Below are 20,474 nucleotides of genomic sequence, written 5' to 3' on the forward strand. Positions count from 1 at the left end.
CGTTCATTCTCCTTATCCTACATGTTTATGCCCCGCATATAGAGCTGCAAGCCAATCTCATCCAAAAGCTTCTGCTCCTCGAGAAGTGCCTCTTCCTTGTATTGCTGAAGCCGCTTCGCCTTGAGCTGCTCGATGCTCTTAAGCTTGTTCATAATCAGCAGGAGCGCTTTGAGTCTTTTTTGCCGTTCTGCGCGGCTTCTGAGAATCTGCTCCTGTTGATTTTCAATCTGTCCCCTTTTCCATTCGAAGAAACTGTTGAATGTCAAGAGCCGTCCGAGAGAAATCGTATGCCCATCCGTCAATCGATCATAATCCTTCTTGCCTTGCTGCATTTCCGCCAGAAGTTCGCCGAGCTTCTCCTTGTCTGCTTCGAGCCTCCTCGACGCCTCAGCAAACTGCACTTCAGCCTCTTCCTTTTTCGAACGCGTGACCTTCAGCAGGGTTTCCAATTTGAAGCGAAATCTCTTCATCAGGCGCACCCCTCATCAGATTGCTTCCAACGCCTTTTCCGTCTCTTCGTAGGAACTCTGCTCGAAGATCCCTTGGCAGAGAAAGTCGTTAATCGCATCGATCTTCGCGACTGCTGTATCGATCTTTTGGCTCGACCCCTTGACATAGGCACCGATGTGAATGAGATCCTCCGCCTCCTTGTAGACCGCCATCAAGGCACGCAAGTTCTGCGCCGCCTTGAGGTGTGCATCATCGACAACCTCGTTCATGACGCGCGAGACACTTGCGAGCACGTCGATAGCAGGGAAATGGTTCTGTGCGGCAATGGCACGCGACAGGACGATGTGACCATCAAGGATACTGCGCACGGCGTCAGCGATTGGCTCGTTCATGTCATCGCCATCGACGAGCACAGTGTAGATGCCTGTGATCGACCCCTTGCGGCTCGTCCCTGCACGTTCCAAGAGGCGCGGCAGGAGCGCGAACACCGACGGTGTATAACCGCGCGTCGCCGGCGGCTCACCAATTGTCAGACCGACCTCGCGCTGTGCCATGGCGAAGCGCGTGACGGAATCCATCATGAGCACGACGCGCTTGCCCTGGTCCCGGAAGTACTCGGCGATGGCGGTCGCCGTCATCGCGCCCTTGATGCGTACGAGCGCCGGCTTATCCGACGTAGCGACGACGACGACGGAGCGCTTTAACCCCTCCTCGCCGAGGTCGCGTTCAATGAACTCCTTGACCTCGCGCCCGCGCTCGCCGACGAGCGCAATGACGCTGATGTCGGCTTCCGTATTGCGCGCGATCATGGAGAGGAGCGTCGACTTGCCAACGCCCGACCCCGCCATGATACCGATGCGCTGCCCATCGCCGAGTGTGATAAGTCCATCGATAGCACGCACGCCGACGTAGAGCGAGTCTTGTATGCGCGGCCGTTCGAGCGGCGACGGTGGATCGGCCTGCAGCGGATAGTCGCGCTTGCAAAGGAGCGGCCCCTTGCCGTCGATCGGCTCGCCGAGTCCGTCGAGGACGCGGCCCAGAAGTTCCGGGCCAACTTGCACCTGCAGAGTCCTCTGCGCCGAAACAACCTCGCAACCAGGACCGATTCCCTGCATCTCGCCGATGGGCATCAAGAGCACATGTCCATCGCGAAAGCCCACGACCTCTGCCGGTATCGGTTCGACATGCGGGAAGCGTGACTTCACGTAGCAAAGTTCGCCCATGCTCACGTTCGGCCCCGCAGATTCAATAACGAGTCCGATGACCTGCACGATCTTGCCGCTCATTTTGATTGACTCACAGGTACTTACGGCGTCGAGGAACTTTTGCACGTTGATGCGCAGACGCCCATCGCCCGTCAGGACGGCGTCGCCTCCGTCGTCAAAGACGACAGGCTGCACCTCGTCCTCCCATGATGAAGTTTCCCATTCAGAAGTCCCGCGAACTTCCTGCAAGTCATTCATAAACACACTTCCTGTATTGCTTTCTTCACCAATTCAATCTGCGTCGCCAAACGCGCATCGACATTGCCATTCGGTGTCTCAAGCACGCAGTCGCCAGGTTTGAGTCCGGCATCCGACTTGACGAGGAGCACCGCCTGTCCTTCAAGCATCTGCTGAAACTCCGACTGTGCCATAAGCACGAATTCGTAGGAGTCCGGTGCGACGTAGACAACGACTTCCGCCTGATCGCGCACCTTCATCAAGGCCTTGCGCACGAGAGGCAGGACGATCTGCGGCGCATCGATGAAATGCTGCGGCAGAATCTGCTCGACGACATGCATCGCTATACTTGTGACATCCTCTTCTGCCATTTGCAGATAGATTTTGCGAGCCTCAAGCGCCGCGTTCATCAAGGCGCCCGCCTTATCGTTCGCTGCTGCAAGGATGTCCTCGCAGTCTTCTGCGGCCTTCTTCATCCCCGCTTTGTGCCCTTCTTCGAAGCCCTCCGCTTTGCCCGCTTCGTGCGCCTCTTCCTTGATCTCCTCGGCGAGATTGCGCGCATCCGCCTCGCTGCGTTCGCTCGCATACTCGGCATCTTGCACCATCATCGCACACTTCTCGCGCGTCTCCTCAAGCAAGGTATCCGCCTTCAGCTCCTTTTCCCTTACATAGGCAAGGCGCTCAGCAAGCGATTCCTCCGTGACATCCTCTAGTTCCTTGGGGAGCACCTTGGGCTTCGGCGGCGGAGGCGGTGGCTCAACGATGCGAGCTTCTTCCTGCCACATCGTGGTTCTGATTATCCTAGACAATCATCTCGTCACCCTTTCCGCGTGCAACGACGATCTCACCCTTGTCCTCCAAGCTGCGGATGACATTGACAACCTTCTGCTGCGCCTCTTCGACGTCGCGAATCTTGACAGGCCCCATAAACTCGATTTCTTCACGCAGCATATCGGCTGCACGCTTCGACATAGAGCACCATTTGCAGCGAGCGATCGTCGAGTACAACGATGTCCTCGAAAACGAACATGAGGCGTTTGATCTCTTCCGTAAGTTCGGGATTGTCGACCTCGAGTGTTTCTGTGATCGTCTTTTCCGTCGTACGGTCGACGCGATTCAAGATCTCGACGACAGCCTTTACGCCGCCCGCCGAGGTGAAGTCCTGCGTGACGAGCGAGGACAGTTTGCGCTCCAAGACCTTCTCCACCTCTCGTATAATGTCCGGAGACGTACGATCCATCGTCGCGATGCGCTTCGTGACCTCCGCCTGCTTGTCGGGTGGCAGAGATCCCATGAGAATCGCCGCCTGATCGGGATCGAGGTAAGCCATGATCAGAGCGATCGTCTGCGGATGCTCGTTCTGAATGAAATTCAGCAGCTGGCTCGGATCCGTCTTGTGCAGGAAGTCGAAAGGACGTGCCTGCAGACTTGCCGTCAGGCGACTGAGAATGAGCTTCGCCTTCTCTGCACCAAGAGCCTTTTCCAAGATGTTCTGTGCATACTCAAGGCCTCCAGCCGACAAATAGCTCTTCGCCATGAGCATCTGATAGAACTCACTAATGACCGCTTTTTTCTGGTCGGCTGGCACTTTCTTCTGATTCGCAATCTGCAGCGTTACAGACTCTATTTCTTCCTCATTCATATGTTGAAAGAGGAGTGCCGAACTCTCGGCGCCAAGTGCGATGAAGAGGACTGCCGCCTTCTGTCGCCCCGTCAAGGGCGGATTCTTCTGTTCAGCCATATCAATCATCCCCCGCCAGCCACTGCTTGACCAACATAGCCGCGTCTTCCGGTGTATGCATGATCATCTCTTCAATTGCCTGCATCTCATTGAGCTGGCGCTGCTCTTCTTCCGTAAGCTCTTCCTCCGTAACCTCGCCTGCCTCGATCTGCGCAGCACGTTCCTCGGCGAGGCGCTGTCTCTCGAGCTCTTCCTGACGACGCTGCTCTTCGATGGCTTCCTGCTCCAAACGCTTCTTGCGGCGATACATGAGGATGCTACCAACGATCAGCGCGATGACGAGGAGGAAAGCGGCGAGCTGCAGGTAGAACTCGCGATCAAGTCGATCACGTTCCGCCTGTTCGTCGGCAAGCTTCTTGTCACGTGCCTCGGTGCTGAACGGCAGCGGCTCGACGGAGACCGTATCGCCTCGGTCAGGATTGATACCGGCCGCGGAACGCACGGAGCGCAGGATACTCTCCTGCTGTGCTTGCGTCACATCGTCGTTGACGAGGACAGCGACCGTCAAGCGGCGAATTGAGCCGGGCGAAGCGACAATCTTGCGCTTCTCCTCGTTGACCTCGTAATTCGTCGTATTTTCCTTGCGCTCATACTGTGCCTGCGAGTTGTTGTTCTGCTCCACATAGCCAGGCACATTGGACTGTGTGCCGGCAGGGCCGCCGGGCTGCGTCGATGTGCCCGCATAGCTCTCGCTCGTGGTCTGCTGACTGCGTACGATGCCCGACTCATCTACGACAGGCGTGTAAGTTTGCGAATCCGTCGTCTTCTGATCGAAGTCAAGCTCGACGCTGATGCGCACGAACGACTTGCCTTCGCCGAGCGATGCGTCGAGGAGGCTCTGGACATTCTTTTGCAGATTGTCCTGAACCTTCTTCGTCATCTCCATCTGCGTCAGCGTCTTCTGTCCCACGCCATCATCATTGTTTTCATCGGGGTCATTCAAGATCTTCCCCGACTCATCGACGATCGTGATATTTTCGGGCGTCAGTCCCTGCACGCTGTGCGCAGCAAGATTCACAATACCCTTGACCTCTTTCTTGGACAGCTGCATGTTCGCCTTGAGCTTCAACATGATGGATGCCGTCGCCGGCTTTTCATTTTTCTTGTAAAGGCTGTCCTCCGGCAGGACAATGTGTACACGCGCCTTCTCAACCGCGTCGATCTGTTCGATCGTGCGCGTAAGTTCACCTTGCAGCGCCTGCAGGTAATTAACCTTGTTTTGGAACTCCGTCACGCCGAGCTTACTGTCATCAAAAAGTTCGAAGCCCTTATTACCTCTGGGCAGACCTTCGGCAGCCAAATCCAGGCGCGTGCTGTCAACGCTCTTCGCAGGAACGAGGATTGTCGTACCCTGCCCGCCTTCCTGTATCTCGTAATTCACCTTGTTCTCTTTGAGCTTCGCCGCGACTTCGCCGGCATCCTTCGCTTCCATATTTGTGAACAAGGGCACCATGTCCGGCTTACCGCCATAGATGATGCTGCCGGCAACAATGGCAATGAATACGAGAGCTGCGGCGCCGATGATCATGTATCGCTGCCGCTTGCTGTAATTATTCCAGAGCTCCAGGTAGCGCTCTTTCCACTCTGCCATTTCCTCAATCCCTTCGCCTCAATATGCTTGCCGAAGCCCTGCCTGGCTTTGGCTGATCGTTCCTGCCCAAGGCTCAGACCTGCATGCGCATAATTTCCTGATAGGCCTCAACCGCACGATTCCGCACCTGCATCGTGAGCTGCGTGGCAATGCCCGCTTTCTCACTCGCAATGACGACTTCGGACACATCGGTGATGCGTCCTGCCGCAAGTTCCATATTGAGTCGTTCGGACTCCTTGATCAGTCCGTTGACCTCGCCAAGGGAATCCGTAAGGAACTCATGAAAAGGCTTCACTTCTCTCTGTTCGGTCTCCCCCAGATGACTTTGTCCAGTCATCTGCACTGGCGTCATTTGCAGCGCTTCCACCTGCATGTTCTTTCCACCTCAATCCGTAACCGCTTACTGTTTTCGGCGCACACGTCGTGCAGCCTTCTCTTTACTTGCCGATGTTCAGCGCATTCTGCGCCATGCCCTTGGCGGCGTTGATCGCCGTCACATTCGCCTCGTAGGCACGCGAAGCCGTGATCATATCCACCATCTCTTGCACGATGTTGATGTTCGGGCGCTCGACATAACCGTCCGCATTCGCATCAGGATGACCAGGATCGTAAACCAGTGGCCCCTGCGACCGATCTTCTTCAATTTTCATGGCACGCACACCATTTCCTGCCTGATTATCGAGCTTCTGGCGCAAGGTAGAAGCGAAGTCCTCCTTACCCCTCTCACGCGGCTGAAAAACGACATAACGCCTGTGATATGGGCCGCCCTCAATTGAACGTGTCGTATTCGCATTCGCGATATTGTTTGAAATCACGTCCATGCGCAGACGCTCCGCCGTAAGTCCGGAAGCGGAAGCATCGATTCCTCCAAACATGCTCATTTTTCTACTCTCCTTGCATCATCCGAAATCTCGCATCACACCCCCGGCGAATCACTGCCCGGTAATGACGCTTCTCATCTGAGAGAACCCGGCTCCGACCTGCCTGGCCAAAGCGTTGAAATACAGACTGTTCTTGGCCAAAGACGCCATCTCGACATCAATATCCACATTGTTCTTGTCGTAACGCATGGAAGACGACTGGTCCAGTTCAATCTTCGCCAAAGCCCTACCCCGGAAAGGAATGGGCATGTGGCGATCATGCGTACGCACGATCTTGAGCCCGCCCTCAGCATCGAGATCAAGCTCCTTCGCAAGAAGATCCTCGAACACGACGTTGCTCTTCTTGAAATTCGGCGTGTTAACATTGGCGATGTTGTGGCTGATGACCTCCTGTCGAAGGTTCGCCGCCCCCATACCGCGCTGCATAACGTCGAGCGCCCTGTTGCCTACGATTTGCTCCAGCATTGCGGTGTTCCACATCCTTTCCCTATAACTCTCTCTAAAGTTCGACGAAATGAGAAAAAATCCTTTCCCGCCGAACTTCTTTTTTCAAAAAGGCGAAGCAAAAAGCAAATGTGCTTCGCATACAGGCTGAAAATCATTGCCCAAATCCATACATCATGATTAACAAATTTATCCATCGTGATTTTGCACTTTCTATTCTACCATAAAATCGGAAATGATTCACTCCATTTCTCAGTTTTTTTTAACGACTGTAAAATAGTCCTATAAGGGACAAGAAAAAAGGGGCGGGTTCATGCCTCGGCATGTCCCAGTCCCCTTCCTTGCTTCTTCAGTTTTCCACCCGTTGAAGTTCTTCGAGCAAATAAGGATTGAGCACCTTGATGTGCGTTCCCTTCATGCCGAGCGACTTCGATTGAATGAGCCCCGCCGACTCGAATTTTCTCAGCGCATTGACGATGACGGAGCGCGTGATCTTCGCGCGATCCGCAATCTTCGAGGCGACGAGCAGTCCCTCGGATCCTTCCAGTTCGCCAAAGATGCTCTTCGCCGCCTTGACCTCCGAGAAGGAGAGTGTCGCCAGAGCGATCTGCACTGTCGCCTTCTTGCGTGCCTCGATCTCGATCTGCTGCGTGCGGTCACGCAGCATCTCCATGCCGACGACCGTCGCACCGTACTCGGCAAGGATCAGATCGGCTTCCGTAAAGTCCGTATCATACTTCGCGATGATCAATGTGCCGATGCGGTCACCTACACCATAGATCGGCACGATCGTGGTATTCTTTCCCTCAAATCGACAGTCCGTATCCTCCGTGAAGGCACAGATTCCCGTCTTCGACTTCAAGTTCGGCGAAGTCTCGTCCATCTTCAGCAGCCAGCTCACATACCTCTTGGGAAAGCTTCCTTGCTGCACGACGTTTGCAAGCATCAGGTCGCACTCGAAATCATCGATGAAGGCATGTCCGAAGATCTTGCCCGCCTTGTTCACAATATAGACATTCGCATCGATCACCGCACTCAAGACGCGCGATATGCTGTCGTACTCGACGCTTTCCGCGCGCTGCAGCAGACGGTTGATTTTCCTCGTTTTCTCCAGTAATGTCGCCATGCAAACTCCATTCCTTTCTCCACGGCAATACGACTTCCAAATTCAGGCTATTGCCTACACCTTCATTTTAACACATTTTTCTAAATAATCAAAGATGCGGGAAAGAAATGTTGAATTTTTCTTGATTTTTTCGTCAATAGCACGAGAGAAGGCCCACACTTTCATGTCAGGCCGACCATCACCTCGCGAAACACCTCACCCAAGGAATCGTGAATCACGAGATCCGCCCTTTCGTCCGCCTTCGTCGCCGTCTTGTTGACGAGCACGAGATGCCTGCCTTTGAAACAGCGCAGAAGTCCCGCCGCCGGATAGACGACGAGCGATGTACCGCCGACAATGAGGAGATCCGCCGCAGCAATCGCGCGTACGGCAGCATCGAGCACATCGGCGTCGAGGCTTTCCTCATAGAGCACGACATCCGGCTTCACGATACCACCGCACTTCGTGCAATGCGGTACACCCTCGCTCGCCTGCAGAAATCTTTCATCATAAAACGCACGGCAGTCCATGCAGTAACTGCGCCGGATCGATCCATGCAGTTCCAGCACGCGCGAAGAGCCGGCTTCCTGGTGCAGTCCGTCGATGTTCTGCGTGACGACGGCCTTGAGCTTTCCCATGCGCTCAAGCGCGGCGAGCGCCTTGTGGCAATCGTTCGGTTTCGCTTCCATATAAACGAGGCGCTTGCGGTAAAAATCGAAAAACTCCTCAGGGCAGCGCTCGAAAAACGTATGCGAGACAAGCTCTTCGGGAGAAACGTGCTGTGCGAGCATCTTGCTGTAGATTCCCGTGGCGCTGCGAAAATCGGGAATGCCCGATTCCGTCGAGACGCCGGCGCCGCCAAAGAATACGATATTGTCACTTTCCTTCAATAAATCATGAAACACGGCGATCTTTTCATCCTTCATTGCTTTCGCCCCCTCTTCTGCCATTTTCCGTGCATCCTGCAAATTCAAACGTCCTCAGCAATCTCGCGGTATATATCTTCCAAGTCCTTCATATAGCCCTTCGCATCCATCAGTGGCGAGGCTTCCATGCGCGCGCGCAGGTCGCGATGCAGGCGGCGCAGGATGTCGGGCGCGTCCGCAAGCTCCACGGCTTTTCGCACGTATTCCATATCGCCTCGTGCCACGAGCTGTGAAAGCCCCGCATTTTCCAAGATGCTTGTCGAAAAGCGCGAGCCGTGCGTGCCGCCCGCTTTTGTGATGACGGGCACGCCCATGTAGAGCGCCTCGCACGTCGTGACGCCGCCCGTATAAGGGAAGGTGTCGAGCACGATGTCGATGTCCGTGTACTGCTCAAGATAATCGGGGCTGTACGGGCGAAGCTCGACCTGTGCGAGCGGTATGCCGAAGCGCTGCAGACGCTCCTTCACGATCTTCCTGCCCGCCGCAATGCTGCAGATCTTGCTCTTGACGACGAGCCGCGCCCCCTTCATGCGCTCAAGCACGCCGCGCCACAAGGCGAGCATATCGTCCGACACCTTGGAGAAGTTGTTGAAACTGCCAAACGTGATATAGCCGTTCTTCACAAACGGCGCCTCCCCGCCGCTCTTCGGCATATCGCGCAGCACGGGCGCATAACAGAGGTGGCTGTGCGGCATGCGCAGCACCTTCTCTGAAAAGCCGCGCGCGCCCATGTCCCACGGCGAGCAATAGATGTCGGAAAGGAAATAGTCGACCGCACGAAGCCCCGTCGTCGCCATGTAGCCGATCGCCGTCATCTGCACGGGCGCAGGCCGCCGGGCGAGCACGGGCAGACCGCTTCCCTGCGTGTGCCCGGCAAGATCGACGAGGATGTCGATGCCGTCCCTCTCGATGAGGCGCGCCGCATCCCTAGCCGAGAGGCGCGAGACATCCTTCCACTGTACTCTTTTCTGGCGAAAGAGCGAGGTCACACGGTCGCGCTTGCCCCGCGCATAGCAGGTGACCTCGAACGAAGCGGCGTCAAAATCGCGCACGAGCGGCATGAAGAAATACGCCGCTGCATGAAGGCGGAAATCGGGCGAGATGTAGCCAATGCGCAATTTGCGACTGAAGGTACGCGTGCGTTTCTCTCCCACAGGCGGCGCCGTCGGCTGGATGCGGAAAGCCGCCATTTGAGCTCTCGGCACCGGAGACGGCGAAAGGTGTGTGTTACCGCCAAAAAGCGAGGCAACGCGCGCCTCTCGCCGCGTCTTGCTTCTTCGCTCCTCTTCCAATTCTTTCTTGAATGCCTCGTACTCCTTTTCCTCTTCCATGCGCCTTTGATTTGCCCGCGCTTCCCATGCCCAGAGGCGAAGTGAATCCTCATACTGCGGCTTCGGCAAGGCCTTCTGCACGAGACGCGAAAGAGGCTCGCGTTCCTGCTTCGCCTGCTGTGCCACAAGCGCCGCACCGCGCCGCTCGCGATTGGCTTCCGCTCTGGCCGCCGCCATGGCCTCCCCGACGGAAAGCGTCGCCTTCGGCTGCAATGCCCCCGCCTCTGCCGCCTCGGTGCGATACGGATGACAGATCTTGACGCCTTCGAAAAATTTTTCGTAGCCGCGATGGAGACGCAGGGATTCGGCGGGCGTCCTCGTGCGGTAATTCGAGCAGAAGAGCGCCTTGCTGTAGCACTCCGCCGCCTCCTCGCCCGTCAGCATATCACTCGCTGCCAGAAGCGTGTTCATGGCAAACTCCGGCTCCGCCGCGAGAAGCCACGCGTCAGAGAGCCATGCAAGCGCCTTGAAGCGCACGTAGCGAAGCGACTGCGTCCAAAGCGATTCAGCGACCTTCTCCGTCGCCTGCACGATGGAGAGAAGCTCCTTGATTTCCTCCTCCAAGGCGAAGTCCGCGGAGAAGAATGCGGCGCGTACGAGACGCGCACGCAAGTTCCCTGGCTCGCGCTCTTCGGCACGCGCCATGTACTCCTTCGCCTGCTCGCGCTCATCCATATAGAAAGACGCCTCTGCCATGATGGCATAGGCGTCCGCGTCCTCCTGCACGATCTGCAAAATCTCCTTCGCCGAAGCGCGCATGCCGCGAAAATCGCCCTGGTTTGCAAATCGGTTGGCTATTCCGATCCAATTCTCTTTGTCGTCCATAAAGCACACGCTCCAACAAGTATAGTCTAAACCTCCGGGCACAATTCCGCGCCGTACTCTCGGAGAAAGATCTTCTGATACTCCTTATAGCTTTTGGCGAGCGGCTTCTCCACGGGACAGTGGATGCACCAAAATCCCGCCTCCTGATTCGGCACGACCGTCCGAAACCCTCGCCTGGAGAATTCCTTGCACTGCGACGTGTCGTAGAGATGCCAGCCCGTGAAAAGATCTTCGCGCCAGAGCACGTCGTACTGCGTCGCAAGGAAGAGTCCGTCCGCCGCTTCGACATCGATGCTCTCGCCGTCCGGCTCCTTCATGTGCGTGTCGACGATGCTCTCCGCCTCGCACGCATGAAGCACGCGTCCATAGCAGCGAAACCCATCCCACCACACGCCGCTTGCGGGCAGCGAACGGCAGCCGATGACGCCGATCATGCCGATGCTCTCATCTGCAAAGATATTCAACATCGCCCGTGGAAAATCCTTGTTGACGAGCAAGGTGTCCTGATGCAGATAGACCTTGTAGCGCGCCCGCGACCTCGCCATACCCTCGTTGTACCCCGCCGCCATCGACGCGGCGCCGCGCACGGCGATATACTCGGCGCGAAAGCCTTCGGGCAAACGCAGATGGCGCAGGTAGAGCAGACACTCTGCGTACCATGCCTCATCGTTGACGCAGGTGATGAAGGCGATCGCCCTCTCATCCTTCATCTTCCGCCGCTCCTTTCACACTTTCCGCCGCAAGTTCCTGCAAGGCCTCCCGCACCTCGCCGCACGGAAGCCTGCGTCGTGCCGCCTCGGCAAGCTCTCGCGCCAGCTGCGGCTCTGCCGTCTGCAGGAGCGCGCGCAAGAGATCCTTCTGATGCACGATGGTCTGCGCGGCAAAGTCCACGAGGTATTCGAGGAAGATCCCTTCCTCACGGCAGAGCTGCCAGAGCGCCGCTGCATTTTCTTCTGCCTCTATGCCGTACTCAAGGCGGCGCAGGAGCGTCACAAGAGTTCGGCGCACAGCGGGCGTGAAGCACTCCTTCAGAGGTGCGACCTCGTCCGATGTGCGCCGCGCACGGCAGAGCCAAAACTTCGCTTCCAAGTCGCGCCCCGAATTTTCAAATTCCGCTGCTTCCAACCGCTCGATCACGCCCTGCGGCGCTTCACGCCATACAGGAAGAAAAGAAACCTCCTTATAAAAGGACGCCGCGAGCAGCGTCTCCATCTCAGGGCGAGCGAAGAGACGACGCACGATCGCATAGAAATGCCCGCCGCGCAGATCCTCGATGACACTCCAATGGCGTACGTTCAAGAAGCTCGTCAGGAGATAGCCCGTCGGTCGCAGGAAGAGGCCGAACCCTGCAGCAATGTCCTGCGGATTTCCCGCCGTTTCCAAACAGCGGTCGGCGAGGATATAATCGAAGCTCTCTCTCTCAAACGGCAAAGGTGTATCGCGGTAGTCCAAGAAGGACCAGGAGACATCCAGTCCCTGCAGTTCGGGTGCATCGGCATCATCCAGTTCCGCCGTCACGGCGAAGAGCGCGGCAGCGGGCATCATCTCGCGCAGTTTCGGCAGATAAGCGAGGCTTTCCACGACGAGCACGGAGAGCGCGGAGCGTGTCGGCGCAAGAAAGTGCAGCAAGCCGCCGCCGTATTCCATGAGATCGCCTCGCTCTTCACCCGCGTCCCTCAATGCATCTTGCGCGCCATCTCGCGCGCATTCTCCTTGAGTTCATCCGGTGTATGACCCTTGAGCCGCCACAGGCGTGTCGTCGCGTGCAGAGCGATCACGAGTTTCGTCATCTCCTCTTCTGCCGCCTCATCGTCAAGCTTGCCCAACGTTTCCAAAAACGCGGCGACGTCCTTCATGCTGCCGCCGTTCTGGAAGAGCAGGAGAATCTTTCCGACGGCTTCCGCTGCCTGCAGAACCTCCATCGAGAGCTTCGCCATGAAGAACTGCGCGAGCTTCTTGTAGGCGAGCGTCGCCTCGATATAGCCCTCTTCTCCCGCATCGTAAACCTTGCCGTAAGGAATCTCGGCAAAAGGAAGATCCTCCTTCTCCTTCTGCTCTCTTTCGAGCCACGGTGCACTCAAAAGCGTATGATACGCCAAGCCTCGCTCCGTGCCAACGACTTCCTTGTGCCAGCAGGAGCCGTTAAGCATCACGCCCATGAAGGCGGCGAAGTCAAGGCGCTGTCCCTCTTCGAGATAAGCGTTGACCATGGCGAAAAGCTTATCGTAGTCGAGGAAGCCATAGTAGAAGAGAAGTCCTGTCGCAAGGCGCATGATCTCCGTATTGAGACGCACGGCATCCTCATAAGCTGCGGAATCGAGCTTCTTAAAGATTTCGGCCATCTCCTCGGGCATGTACCAATAGAGCTTGCCCTCATCCGCACCGACCGCCATGATGCCAAGTCCGCACAGGTAGTCGATGCGCACATCGTCCTCGCGGAAGTCATCGGCAAGCCCGCCCTTGTCCTGTATATGGCGAAACGCCTGGTACTGCTCCTCAAACGCCGACGGCAGCCAGCGCTCGGCAAACTGCACGGCGGCAGGCAAAAGAGTGTCGATGAGCGCAGGAAGCGTCATGTCATCCGTCTCCTCCAGGCAGAGGTTGTACGCCAAGTCGTCCAGTTCTTCGCGCGACAGGCAGCCCAGAGCCTCTTTGAGCGTGCGGTTTTCGGGCAGTGCACGGCGATAAAAGCGCTTCCTGCGCTCCTCCTCGCCCATCAGGATTCCATCCAATCTCGCCTTCTTCTCCATGAAATCTTCCTTTCTCAACGTGGCTTTCCCACCGCAGCGGGTGCATCCCATCTCATTGGAAATACTCGGCAATTCCTGCCGCGATGCCCTGCGCGGCATTCTCCACGCCTTCCTCCGAATTCATCATCTGCTCCTCGCGCGGATTGGAAACGAAGGCCGTCTCCAAGAGCATCGCGGGCATATCCGTATGACGGCACACATAGAAGGCGCACGGCTTCGTGCCGCGATCGAGCGTACCGAGACGGCGCAGCACGCCGCGCTTGACGCAGTCGGCAAGACGCGTGCTGTCAGCCGATCCCATCTCGTAATAGTAGCCCGTCGTGCCGTGCGCTTCAGGTCCGGAGAAAGCATCGAGATGTATGCTGAGGAAGATGTCCGCCGAGTTTTGATTCGCGATGTCGCAGCGAGCCTGCAGTTCCTCCACATCCGTCGCCTTCGCCTTCTTCGGCGAAACCTCCGTGTCCTCCGTGCGCGTCAGAATGACCTCTGCACCCTCGGCTTCCAAGAGCGTCTTGAGTCTTTTCGCGATGCGGAGCGCGATGCTTTTTTCCGTCACACCCGTCGGCCCGATGGCGCCCGTGTCGCTGCCGCCGTGCCCGGGATCGAGAACGATGCGTTTGCCGTCAATGCCTGGCGCTGCGCTGCTCTGGCTTCTCGAACGCGTCATCCCCGAAGAAGATTGTCCGCCGTCCGAGGAACTGCCTGAATCATCGGACGAACCTGTCTCATGGCCGAAGTCGATGTTCGAACCGCCCGAAGAAGTTCCCCCTGCGGAGGACGCGCTGCTGCCCGCACTGCCCGAAAGATTGCCGAAGTCCATGACCACGCGGTACGGCACAGGGCCGCCTTCCAGAGAGAACACGTCGTAATTGCTGCTGCTCTTGTACATCTCCGTCTCCACGACGATACGCACCGTAGTCGAATCGAACTGCCCGAGGCGCACCTTCGTCGCGAACTGACTCTCAATCTTCTGGCTCTTGGCAACGGAAGGCGAGAGGCGTGCGCCTGAGAGGTCAACGACGACACGCCCGGGCGAGGCGAGCGTCATCGACTTGTAGTCAACCTCGCCGTCCGCATCGACGACGATGCGGACCTTCTCCTTGTCCGCATGGACGCGCACGTTCTTGATCTGAGCCAAAGGCGCCGCCTGCGCTGTCGGAAATGCCGGGAAGCTCAAGAAAAAAACGACCGCAGCGAAAACGAAAAAGAAAAGCCAACGAAACGACACGTTCATGCGAACCCCTCCTGTCAAACCTCAAAGCATGTTGCGCAGGAACGCCTGCGTACGCTCTTCCTGCGGCTGTTGGAAAAGGTCTCGGGGCTTCCCCTGCTCCACGATCGTACCGTCCGCCATGAACACCACTTGCTGCGAAACCTCACGCGCGAACGCCATCTCATGCGTCACGACGACCATCGTCATGTGCTCTGCCGCCAGCTCACGCATCGTCTTCAAGACCTCGCCCGTGAGTTCAGGATCGAGCGCCGATGTCGGCTCATCGAACAGCATGATCTCAGGACGCATGGCAAGCGCACGCGCGATGGCGACACGCTGCTGCTGCCCACCCGACAGGCGCGCAGGATAGGCGTCTCGCTTGTCAAAAAGTCCGACCTTTCGGAGAAGTTCCTCCGCCGTCGGCAGGATTTCCTCGCGCTTCATGCCCTTGACCTCGAGAGGCGCCTCCAATAGATTCTGCAGCACCGTCATGTGCGGGAAGAGGTTGAACTGCTGAAAGACCATGCCCATCTTCAACAAAAGTGTGCGGCACTTCCCGCTCGAAGCGTACTCCGTATGACCGGCCTCGTTCTCTGCAGCGAGGAAATCCCCATCGATCTCGATCGAACCCTTGTCGATGTCCTCGAGCCGATTGATGCAGCGCAGCAGCGTCGACTTGCCCGAACCTGAAGGCCCGATGATGGAAAGCGTCTCGCCGCGTTTCGCCACGAGGTCGATGCCGCGCAGTACCTCGTTTGCCCCGAAGCTCTTACGGATGCCGTGCATGCGAATTGCCGGCTCATTCATCGTACTTGCCATAGTACGCCTCCAATTTCTTGAATCCCCAAGTCAGAACGAACGTCATCGCGAGATAGAAGACAGCCGCCACGAAGAACGGCGTCATGTCAAACTCACGCTGCACGATCGTACGCGCCACGCGCAGGAGATCGTTCATCGCCAAAATGTAGATGAGCGACGTATCCTTGACGAGGTTGATCGTCTCGTTGCTCACGGGCGGCAGGACGTGGCGGATCATCTGCGGAACGATGATGCGCCGCATCGTCTGCGTGTACGTCATGCCGAGCGACTTCGCCGCTTCATACTGCCCGCGCCCGATCGACTGGATGCCCGCGCGAAAGATTTCCGCGAAGTACGCCGCATAGTTGAGCGTAAACGCGAGGAGCGCCGCCGCGATGTCGGGCAGGCGTATGCCAACCATCGGCAGGGCGAAGTAGACGAAGAGAAGCTGCAGCATCAGCGGCGTGCCGCGCATGAGCCAGATGTAGAACTCCATCAGAAGGCGCAAAGGCCCGAGCTTCGATATGCGGCAGAGCGCGACGAGAAGCCCCAAGGGCAGTGACAAGAGGAGCGTCACGCAGAAGATTTCCAGCGTGATTTGTGCGCCCTCCATCATCAAGAGCGCCGTCCCCATGATTTGTTCCATAGATTTCTCTCCTTATTTTCGGAAGCATCGCTTTTTGCGCCGCTCCGACGATTGCCCTTCTATCTTATCACAAATTTTCCCTTTCGCCCATATTTTTAGGAGAAAATAGATATACAGCATAGGAAAACGCACGAAGTGCCCGCCGTCCGCATGGGCTGTCGCAAGTATGTCCATGCGCACATTTTATCGCCAAGACATATCATCTGCGGACATATCCCAAGCCGTCGACACAGCAATCGTCCCACCTCTTCTTCTCTGATGGATGAAATATTTTTACAAAAGCAACATTTTCTTTTGACCTATATGCGCATAATATGTATAATATAAATAGGAGGAGTGACCGCGATGAGATTCAAGGAACTTGAACGGATCATCAAAAAGGACAGTTGGTATTTCGACAGCTCCAATGGCTCGCACATGCACTACAAGCATCCAGAGAAGAAGGGAAAGATCACGATACCGAATCACCCCGGCGACCTCGACCCAAAAACCGTTAAATCTGTCTTGCGGATGGCAGGCTTACAATAACAGCCCGTCTCCGAAAGGAGGCTTCTATATGAACCTGGTATATCCCGCCGTATTTTATCCCTGCGAAGTGAATCCCGGCTTTACCGTCGTCGTCCCCGACCTGCCCGGCTGCATAAGCGAGGGCGGTTCTCTCTCCGACGCCATTGCCATGGGCGAGGATGCCGCCTCGGGATGGATTCTCGGCGAGCTTGAGGATGGCAACGAAGTGCCGCCCGCAAGCAATATCGCGGACATTCATCCCGATCCCGAGATTGGTGAAGGCTTCGTCAGCCTACTCTCGCTCGACATGGATGCCTACGCCGCCAAGTACGGCAGCAAATCCGTCCGCAAAAATCTCACGATTCCCGCATGGCTCAACACCTTCGCCGAAGCCGAGCAGCTCAACATCTCCAAAGTCCTGCAAGACGCGCTCACTGACCTGTACGAGAAGAAAACCGCCATCTGAGTGCGGCGAGAGGAGGGGATGTCGCACATAAATCAAACGCTCGGCATCATATCGCTCAACTCATGCAACAACCCCGTTTCTATTCCTAGAAAAAAGAAGCCGCCCCGCAGGACGGCTTCTTTTTTTAGGAAGTGCAGCAAGCCGCATCTTCCAACACTATCACATATAATCGACCGGCGTCTTCTTCTTCGCCTGCTTGAGCATGCCGAGCTTCGCGGCAATCCACTCCACGATGACGTAGAACACAGGGATCAGGAACACGCCGAGAATCGTCGCAAACAGCATGCCGCCGACGACGGCAACGCCCATGCCGTTTCTCGCAGAAGCGCCCGCACCCGTGGCAAAGGCCAGCGGCAGGCAGCCAATGATGAACGCGAAGCTCGTCATGAGGATCGGGCGCAGGCGCAGACCCGCCGCCTCGATCGCCGCCTTGACCGGCTCCATGCCTCGGTCGACGCGCACCTTCGCGAATTCGACGATGAGGATCGCGTTCTTCGCCGCCAGACCGATGATCATGATGATGCCGATCTGCATGTAGATGCTGTCCTGCAGCCCCGAATTCATGTGGTGGAACAGGATCATGCCGCCCATGCCGAGCACGTACTCGGAAAGGAGTGCGCCCAGAATGCCCGTAGGCACTGTTAAAAGCACGGCAAACGGCACGCTCCAGCTCTCGTAGAGAGCCGCGAGGCAAAGGAATACGAATACAAAGCACAAGGCGAGCACGCGCAGCGTCGAGCTTCCCGCCGTCTTCTCCTCGCGGCTCTGACCCGACCACTCGACGTTGAAGCCTGCAGGCGCGACCTCGGCGACCACCTCTTCCGCCGCACGCATCGCCTCGCCCGAGCTGTAGCCCGAAGCTGCGTTGCCCTGGATCTGCACGGCACGCGCCGAATTGAAGCGCGAGATAATCGGTGCGCCCGTGCCGCGCTTCGGCTTCAGGAGCGTATCGAGCGGCACCATCGTGCCCGCGCTCGACTTGACGAAGATGAAGCGCGTCGCCTCGACTTCCGAGCGATACGGCATATCCGCCTGCATCATGACCTTGTAGGTGCGGCCGAACTGGTTGAAGTCATTGACCTGATAGCCGCCGAAGTTGACCTGCAGAGCCGTGAACACGTCGCTCAGCTGCACGCCGAGCTGCTTGACCCTCTCACGGTCAATTTCGAAATTATAGATTGGCGCATCGGTACTGTACGTCGTCCGCACGCCCTGCAGCTCGGGACGCTGGTTCATCGCCTGCAAGACCTGCTTCGTGATTGCATCAAGCTCCTCTTCCGTATGTCCTGACATATCCTGCAGCTGCATCGTCCAGCCGCCGACCATGCCGAGTCCCGGCAGAGCCGGCATATTGAACGCGATGACCTGCGCCTCGGGCGCGACTTTCGCGCCGATGCCGAAGGTCTTGCCGATGAGCATGTTGAGGTTCGTCTCGATCGTCGTGCGCTCACTCCACGGATCGAGTCCGACGAAGATCGTGCCCGCGCTCGACTTCGCGCCGAAGGACAGGATATCGAAACCGTTGATGGCCATGACCATATCGACGCCGGGCAGCTCCTTGAGAGAGGCCTGCACTTTATCTATGCTCTCCTGCGTGACGTTGGTCGACGTGCCGGGCGGCAGACTTACGGAAACGATGTAAAAGCCTTGATCTTCATCCGGTACGAAGGTCGACGGCATGTTCTTGTAAACGATCGCCGTAAGGGCGCAGACGAGCACCATGAAGAGAATGGCGAAACGCGACTTGCGAATCATCTTGGCGACAATGCCCAAGTAGCCGCTCTTCGTCTTGTCAAACCATCTATTGAAGCCAGCGAAGAAGCGGTCGAGAATGCCCTTCTTGTCTGCCTTGTCCTTCGCGTGCGGCTTCAAGATCAAAGCGCAAAGAGCCGGCGTCAAGGACAGGGCGACAAAGGCCGAAATTGCCATGGAAATGGCGATGGTCAGGGCGAACTGCTTGTAGAGCACGCCCATCATGCCGCCGAGGAAAGCAACGGGGACGAAGACGGCGGCGAGCACGAAGGCGATCGCCACGACAGGTCCCTGCACCTCGTCCATCGCGCGCTCCGTCGCGTCGATGACGTTCAGCCCCTCCTCCATGTGATGCTCGACATTCTCGATGACCACGATGGCGTCGTCGACGACGAGACCGATGGCGAGAACCATCGCGAAGAGCGTCAACGTGTTGATGCTGAAGTCAAGCGCGATGAACGCGATGAACGTGCCGATCAAGGATACGGGCACGGCTAGGAGCGGAATCAGCGTCGCGCGCCAGCTCTGCAGGAACACGAAGATGACGAGCACGACGAGGAGAAGCGCCTCGACGAAGGTGTGCACGACCTCCGTGATAGACTCACGGATATAGTTCGTGCTGTCCACGATCGTATCGCAGCGCATCTCGGGCGGGAAGTTCGGCCGCGCCTCGTCGATGACCTGTTTGACGGCAGCGACCGTCTGCATGGCATTGGCGTCGCTCGTGAGCTGGACGCCCATGGCAAGCGCCGGATGTCCGTTCGCTTTGGCAACGATGTTGTTCGTCTTCGCGCCTGTCTCCACGCGCGCGACATCCTTGAGGCGCACGAAGCTGCCGTCGCCCGAAGCGCGCACGATGATATTGCCGAACTGCTCGGGCGTCACGAGACGACCGTTGACCTTGCCGGTCGCCTGCTTTTCCTGCATCTCGGGCACGGGCATCGCACCGATTGTACCCGCCGGCGCCTGCACGTTCTGCTCCTTGATCGCGGCTGCAACATCGGAGACCGTGAGTCCGAGTTCTGCGAGCTTGTCGGGATTGAGCCAGACGCGCATCGAATAGTCCGAGCCGAAGATCTGGACGTCGCCGACGCCATGCACGCGCTTAATCTTATCGAGGAGATAGATCGTCGCGTAATTCTTGAGGAACGTACTGTCGTAGAGGTCGCTGTTCGAATAGATGGAGACCATCATCGCCATGTCATTCGACGCCTTCTTCGTCGTGACGCCGACCGTCTTGACGTCGTCGGGCAGGCTCGCCGTCGCCACGGCGACATTGTTCTGCACCTTGACCGAATCCATGTCGCCGTCCGATCCGGTCTCGAACGTGACCGTCAGACTGTAGAGCCCCGTGTCATCCGAGTTGGAGCTCATGTAGTCCATGCCCTGCGTGCCGTTGACCTGATCTTCAATGATCTGCGCGACCGTCTGATTGACGACGCTCGCGCTCGCTCCCGTATACATCGTACCGACGGTGACCGTCGGCGGCGAGATCTGCGGGTACTGCGCAATCGGCAGCTGAAGCCCCGCGATGACGCCGCAGATGACGATCAAAAGCGCGATGACGATGGCAAAAATCGGCCGATGGATAAAAAACTTAGACAAG

Annotated in this window: 19 protein-coding genes and 1 pseudogene; 2 read left to right on the forward strand and 18 right to left on the reverse strand. The window is 57.3% G+C overall.

Going from position 1 to position 20,474, the window contains the following annotated elements; all coding sequences use genetic code 11:
- Positions 1-17 precede the first annotated feature (17 nt).
- The 17 genes and pseudogenes from fliJ to HMPREF1153_RS00390 form a co-directional block, all read right to left on the reverse strand.
- Positions 18-470 carry a flagellar export protein FliJ gene (gene fliJ, locus HMPREF1153_RS00310; RefSeq protein WP_009644960.1) on the reverse strand — a complete coding sequence of 151 codons (453 nt, stop codon included), beginning with the start codon at positions 468-470 and terminating at the stop codon, positions 18-20.
- 15 nt (positions 471-485) lie between these two features.
- A complete protein-coding gene (gene fliI / locus HMPREF1153_RS00315) occupies positions 486-1,913 on the reverse strand; it encodes a flagellar protein export ATPase FliI (protein WP_009644896.1) in 1,428 nt (475 codons plus the stop codon).
- On the reverse strand, positions 1,910-2,677 hold the full coding sequence (locus tag HMPREF1153_RS00320; RefSeq protein ID WP_009644986.1) for a FliH/SctL family protein: 768 nt from the start codon (positions 2,675-2,677) through the stop codon (positions 1,910-1,912). Before HMPREF1153_RS00320 ends, fliI begins: the two co-directional genes overlap by 4 nt.
- 16 nt (positions 2,678-2,693) lie before the next feature.
- Positions 2,694-3,642 (reverse strand): annotated as a pseudogene (fliG, locus tag HMPREF1153_RS00325) (flagellar motor switch protein FliG).
- Positions 3,635-5,224: a flagellar basal-body MS-ring/collar protein FliF gene (gene fliF, locus HMPREF1153_RS00330; protein ID WP_009645016.1), complete on the reverse strand. Its 1,590-nt coding sequence runs from the start codon at positions 5,222-5,224 to the stop codon at positions 3,635-3,637. Before fliF ends, fliG begins: the two are co-directional and overlap by 8 nt.
- Before the next feature lie 73 nt (positions 5,225-5,297).
- A complete protein-coding gene (gene fliE, locus HMPREF1153_RS00335) occupies positions 5,298-5,597 on the reverse strand; it encodes a flagellar hook-basal body complex protein FliE (RefSeq protein WP_006191290.1) in 300 nt (99 codons plus the stop codon).
- Between the two features lie 64 nt (positions 5,598-5,661).
- Positions 5,662-6,105 (reverse strand): flagellar basal body rod protein FlgC, encoded by a 444-nt coding sequence (flgC, locus tag HMPREF1153_RS00340; protein ID WP_009645004.1) that lies wholly within the window; start codon positions 6,103-6,105, stop codon positions 5,662-5,664.
- 51 nt (positions 6,106-6,156) lie between these two features.
- Positions 6,157-6,570, reverse strand: a complete 414-nt coding sequence (flgB, locus tag HMPREF1153_RS00345; RefSeq protein ID WP_009644944.1) for a flagellar basal body rod protein FlgB — start codon at positions 6,568-6,570, stop codon at positions 6,157-6,159.
- A 328-nt stretch (positions 6,571-6,898) separates the two neighbouring features.
- Positions 6,899-7,675 (reverse strand): GTP-sensing pleiotropic transcriptional regulator CodY, encoded by a 777-nt coding sequence (gene codY, locus HMPREF1153_RS00350; protein ID WP_009644954.1) that lies wholly within the window; start codon positions 7,673-7,675, stop codon positions 6,899-6,901.
- A 161-nt stretch (positions 7,676-7,836) separates the two neighbouring features.
- Entirely contained in the window at positions 7,837-8,580 is a 744-nt protein-coding gene (locus tag HMPREF1153_RS00355) for an NAD-dependent protein deacylase (RefSeq protein WP_037369321.1), read from the reverse strand.
- Positions 8,581-8,624: 44 nt separating this feature from the next.
- The gene (locus HMPREF1153_RS00360; protein ID WP_009644912.1) at positions 8,625-10,736 is read right to left on the reverse strand and encodes an O-linked N-acetylglucosamine transferase, SPINDLY family protein; all 2,112 of its coding nucleotides are present in this window, start codon (positions 10,734-10,736) and stop codon (positions 8,625-8,627) included.
- 26 nt (positions 10,737-10,762) lie between these two features.
- The gene (locus HMPREF1153_RS00365) at positions 10,763-11,446 is read right to left on the reverse strand and encodes a glycosyltransferase family protein (RefSeq protein WP_009644991.1); all 684 of its coding nucleotides are present in this window, start codon (positions 11,444-11,446) and stop codon (positions 10,763-10,765) included.
- The gene (locus HMPREF1153_RS00370) at positions 11,436-12,416 is read right to left on the reverse strand and encodes a hypothetical protein (RefSeq protein WP_232208140.1); all 981 of its coding nucleotides are present in this window, start codon (positions 12,414-12,416) and stop codon (positions 11,436-11,438) included. Before HMPREF1153_RS00370 ends, HMPREF1153_RS00365 begins: the two co-directional genes overlap by 11 nt.
- Positions 12,413-13,504: a hypothetical protein gene (locus tag HMPREF1153_RS00375; protein ID WP_156810519.1), complete on the reverse strand. Its 1,092-nt coding sequence runs from the start codon at positions 13,502-13,504 to the stop codon at positions 12,413-12,415. Before HMPREF1153_RS00375 ends, HMPREF1153_RS00370 begins: the two co-directional genes overlap by 4 nt.
- Before the next feature lie 34 nt (positions 13,505-13,538).
- Complete coding sequence (locus HMPREF1153_RS00380) at positions 13,539-14,720, reverse strand: N-acetylmuramoyl-L-alanine amidase (RefSeq protein WP_009644968.1); 1,182 nt, start codon at positions 14,718-14,720, stop codon at positions 13,539-13,541.
- A 21-nt stretch (positions 14,721-14,741) separates the two neighbouring features.
- Positions 14,742-15,518: an amino acid ABC transporter ATP-binding protein gene (locus tag HMPREF1153_RS00385; RefSeq protein ID WP_009644892.1), complete on the reverse strand. Its 777-nt coding sequence runs from the start codon at positions 15,516-15,518 to the stop codon at positions 14,742-14,744.
- Positions 15,499-16,143, reverse strand: a complete 645-nt coding sequence (locus HMPREF1153_RS00390) for an amino acid ABC transporter permease (protein WP_009644920.1) — start codon at positions 16,141-16,143, stop codon at positions 15,499-15,501. The genes HMPREF1153_RS00385 and HMPREF1153_RS00390 overlap by 20 nt, the downstream gene beginning before the upstream one ends.
- A 345-nt stretch (positions 16,144-16,488) precedes the next feature.
- Here HMPREF1153_RS00390 and HMPREF1153_RS00395 point away from each other — a divergent pair, with 345 nt between their 5' ends.
- Together HMPREF1153_RS00395 and HMPREF1153_RS00400 are read left to right on the forward strand one after the other, a co-directional pair.
- On the forward strand, positions 16,489-16,671 hold the full coding sequence (locus tag HMPREF1153_RS00395; protein WP_009644918.1) for a type II toxin-antitoxin system HicA family toxin: 183 nt from the start codon (positions 16,489-16,491) through the stop codon (positions 16,669-16,671).
- A 28-nt stretch (positions 16,672-16,699) separates the two neighbouring features.
- Positions 16,700-17,116: a type II toxin-antitoxin system HicB family antitoxin gene (locus HMPREF1153_RS00400; RefSeq protein ID WP_009644963.1), complete on the forward strand. Its 417-nt coding sequence runs from the start codon at positions 16,700-16,702 to the stop codon at positions 17,114-17,116.
- Between the two features lie 159 nt (positions 17,117-17,275).
- Here HMPREF1153_RS00400 and HMPREF1153_RS00405 read toward each other — a convergent pair whose 3' ends face one another.
- Positions 17,276-20,473: an efflux RND transporter permease subunit gene (locus HMPREF1153_RS00405; protein WP_009645005.1), complete on the reverse strand. Its 3,198-nt coding sequence runs from the start codon at positions 20,471-20,473 to the stop codon at positions 17,276-17,278.
- Position 20,474 lies beyond the last annotated feature (1 nt).

Source organism: Selenomonas sp. CM52, from assembly GCF_000292955.1.
GTDB lineage: Bacteria > Bacillota > Negativicutes > Selenomonadales > Selenomonadaceae > Selenomonas.

Bases quoted from the DNA above. Each gene is read 5' to 3' on its own strand.
- fliJ (WP_009644960.1), bottom strand. From the start codon at position 470: ATGAAGAGATTTCGCTTCAAATTGGAAACCCTGCTGAAGGTCACGCGT.
- fliI (WP_009644896.1), bottom strand. From the start codon at position 1,913: ATGAATGACTTGCAGGAAGTTCGCGGGACTTCTGAATGGGAAACTTCA.
- HMPREF1153_RS00320 (WP_009644986.1), bottom strand. From the start codon at position 2,677: ATGTGGCAGGAAGAAGCTCGCATCGTTGAGCCACCGCCTCCGCCGCCG.
- fliF (WP_009645016.1), bottom strand. From the start codon at position 5,224: ATGGCAGAGTGGAAAGAGCGCTACCTGGAGCTCTGGAATAATTACAGC.
- fliE (WP_006191290.1), bottom strand. From the start codon at position 5,597: ATGCAGGTGGAAGCGCTGCAAATGACGCCAGTGCAGATGACTGGACAA.
- flgC (WP_009645004.1), bottom strand. From the start codon at position 6,105: ATGAGCATGTTTGGAGGAATCGATGCTTCCGCTTCCGGACTTACGGCG.
- flgB (WP_009644944.1), bottom strand. From the start codon at position 6,570: ATGCTGGAGCAAATCGTAGGCAACAGGGCGCTCGACGTTATGCAGCGC.
- codY (WP_009644954.1), bottom strand. From the start codon at position 7,675: ATGGCGACATTACTGGAGAAAACGAGGAAAATCAACCGTCTGCTGCAG.
- HMPREF1153_RS00355 (WP_037369321.1), bottom strand. From the start codon at position 8,580: ATGAAGGATGAAAAGATCGCCGTGTTTCATGATTTATTGAAGGAAAGT.
- HMPREF1153_RS00360 (WP_009644912.1), bottom strand. From the start codon at position 10,736: ATGGACGACAAAGAGAATTGGATCGGAATAGCCAACCGATTTGCAAAC.
- HMPREF1153_RS00365 (WP_009644991.1), bottom strand. From the start codon at position 11,446: ATGAAGGATGAGAGGGCGATCGCCTTCATCACCTGCGTCAACGATGAG.
- HMPREF1153_RS00380 (WP_009644968.1), bottom strand. From the start codon at position 14,720: ATGAACGTGTCGTTTCGTTGGCTTTTCTTTTTCGTTTTCGCTGCGGTC.
- HMPREF1153_RS00385 (WP_009644892.1), bottom strand. From the start codon at position 15,518: ATGGCAAGTACGATGAATGAGCCGGCAATTCGCATGCACGGCATCCGT.
- HMPREF1153_RS00390 (WP_009644920.1), bottom strand. From the start codon at position 16,143: ATGGAACAAATCATGGGGACGGCGCTCTTGATGATGGAGGGCGCACAA.
- HMPREF1153_RS00395 (WP_009644918.1), top strand. From the start codon at position 16,489: ATGAGATTCAAGGAACTTGAACGGATCATCAAAAAGGACAGTTGGTAT.
- HMPREF1153_RS00400 (WP_009644963.1), top strand. From the start codon at position 16,700: ATGAACCTGGTATATCCCGCCGTATTTTATCCCTGCGAAGTGAATCCC.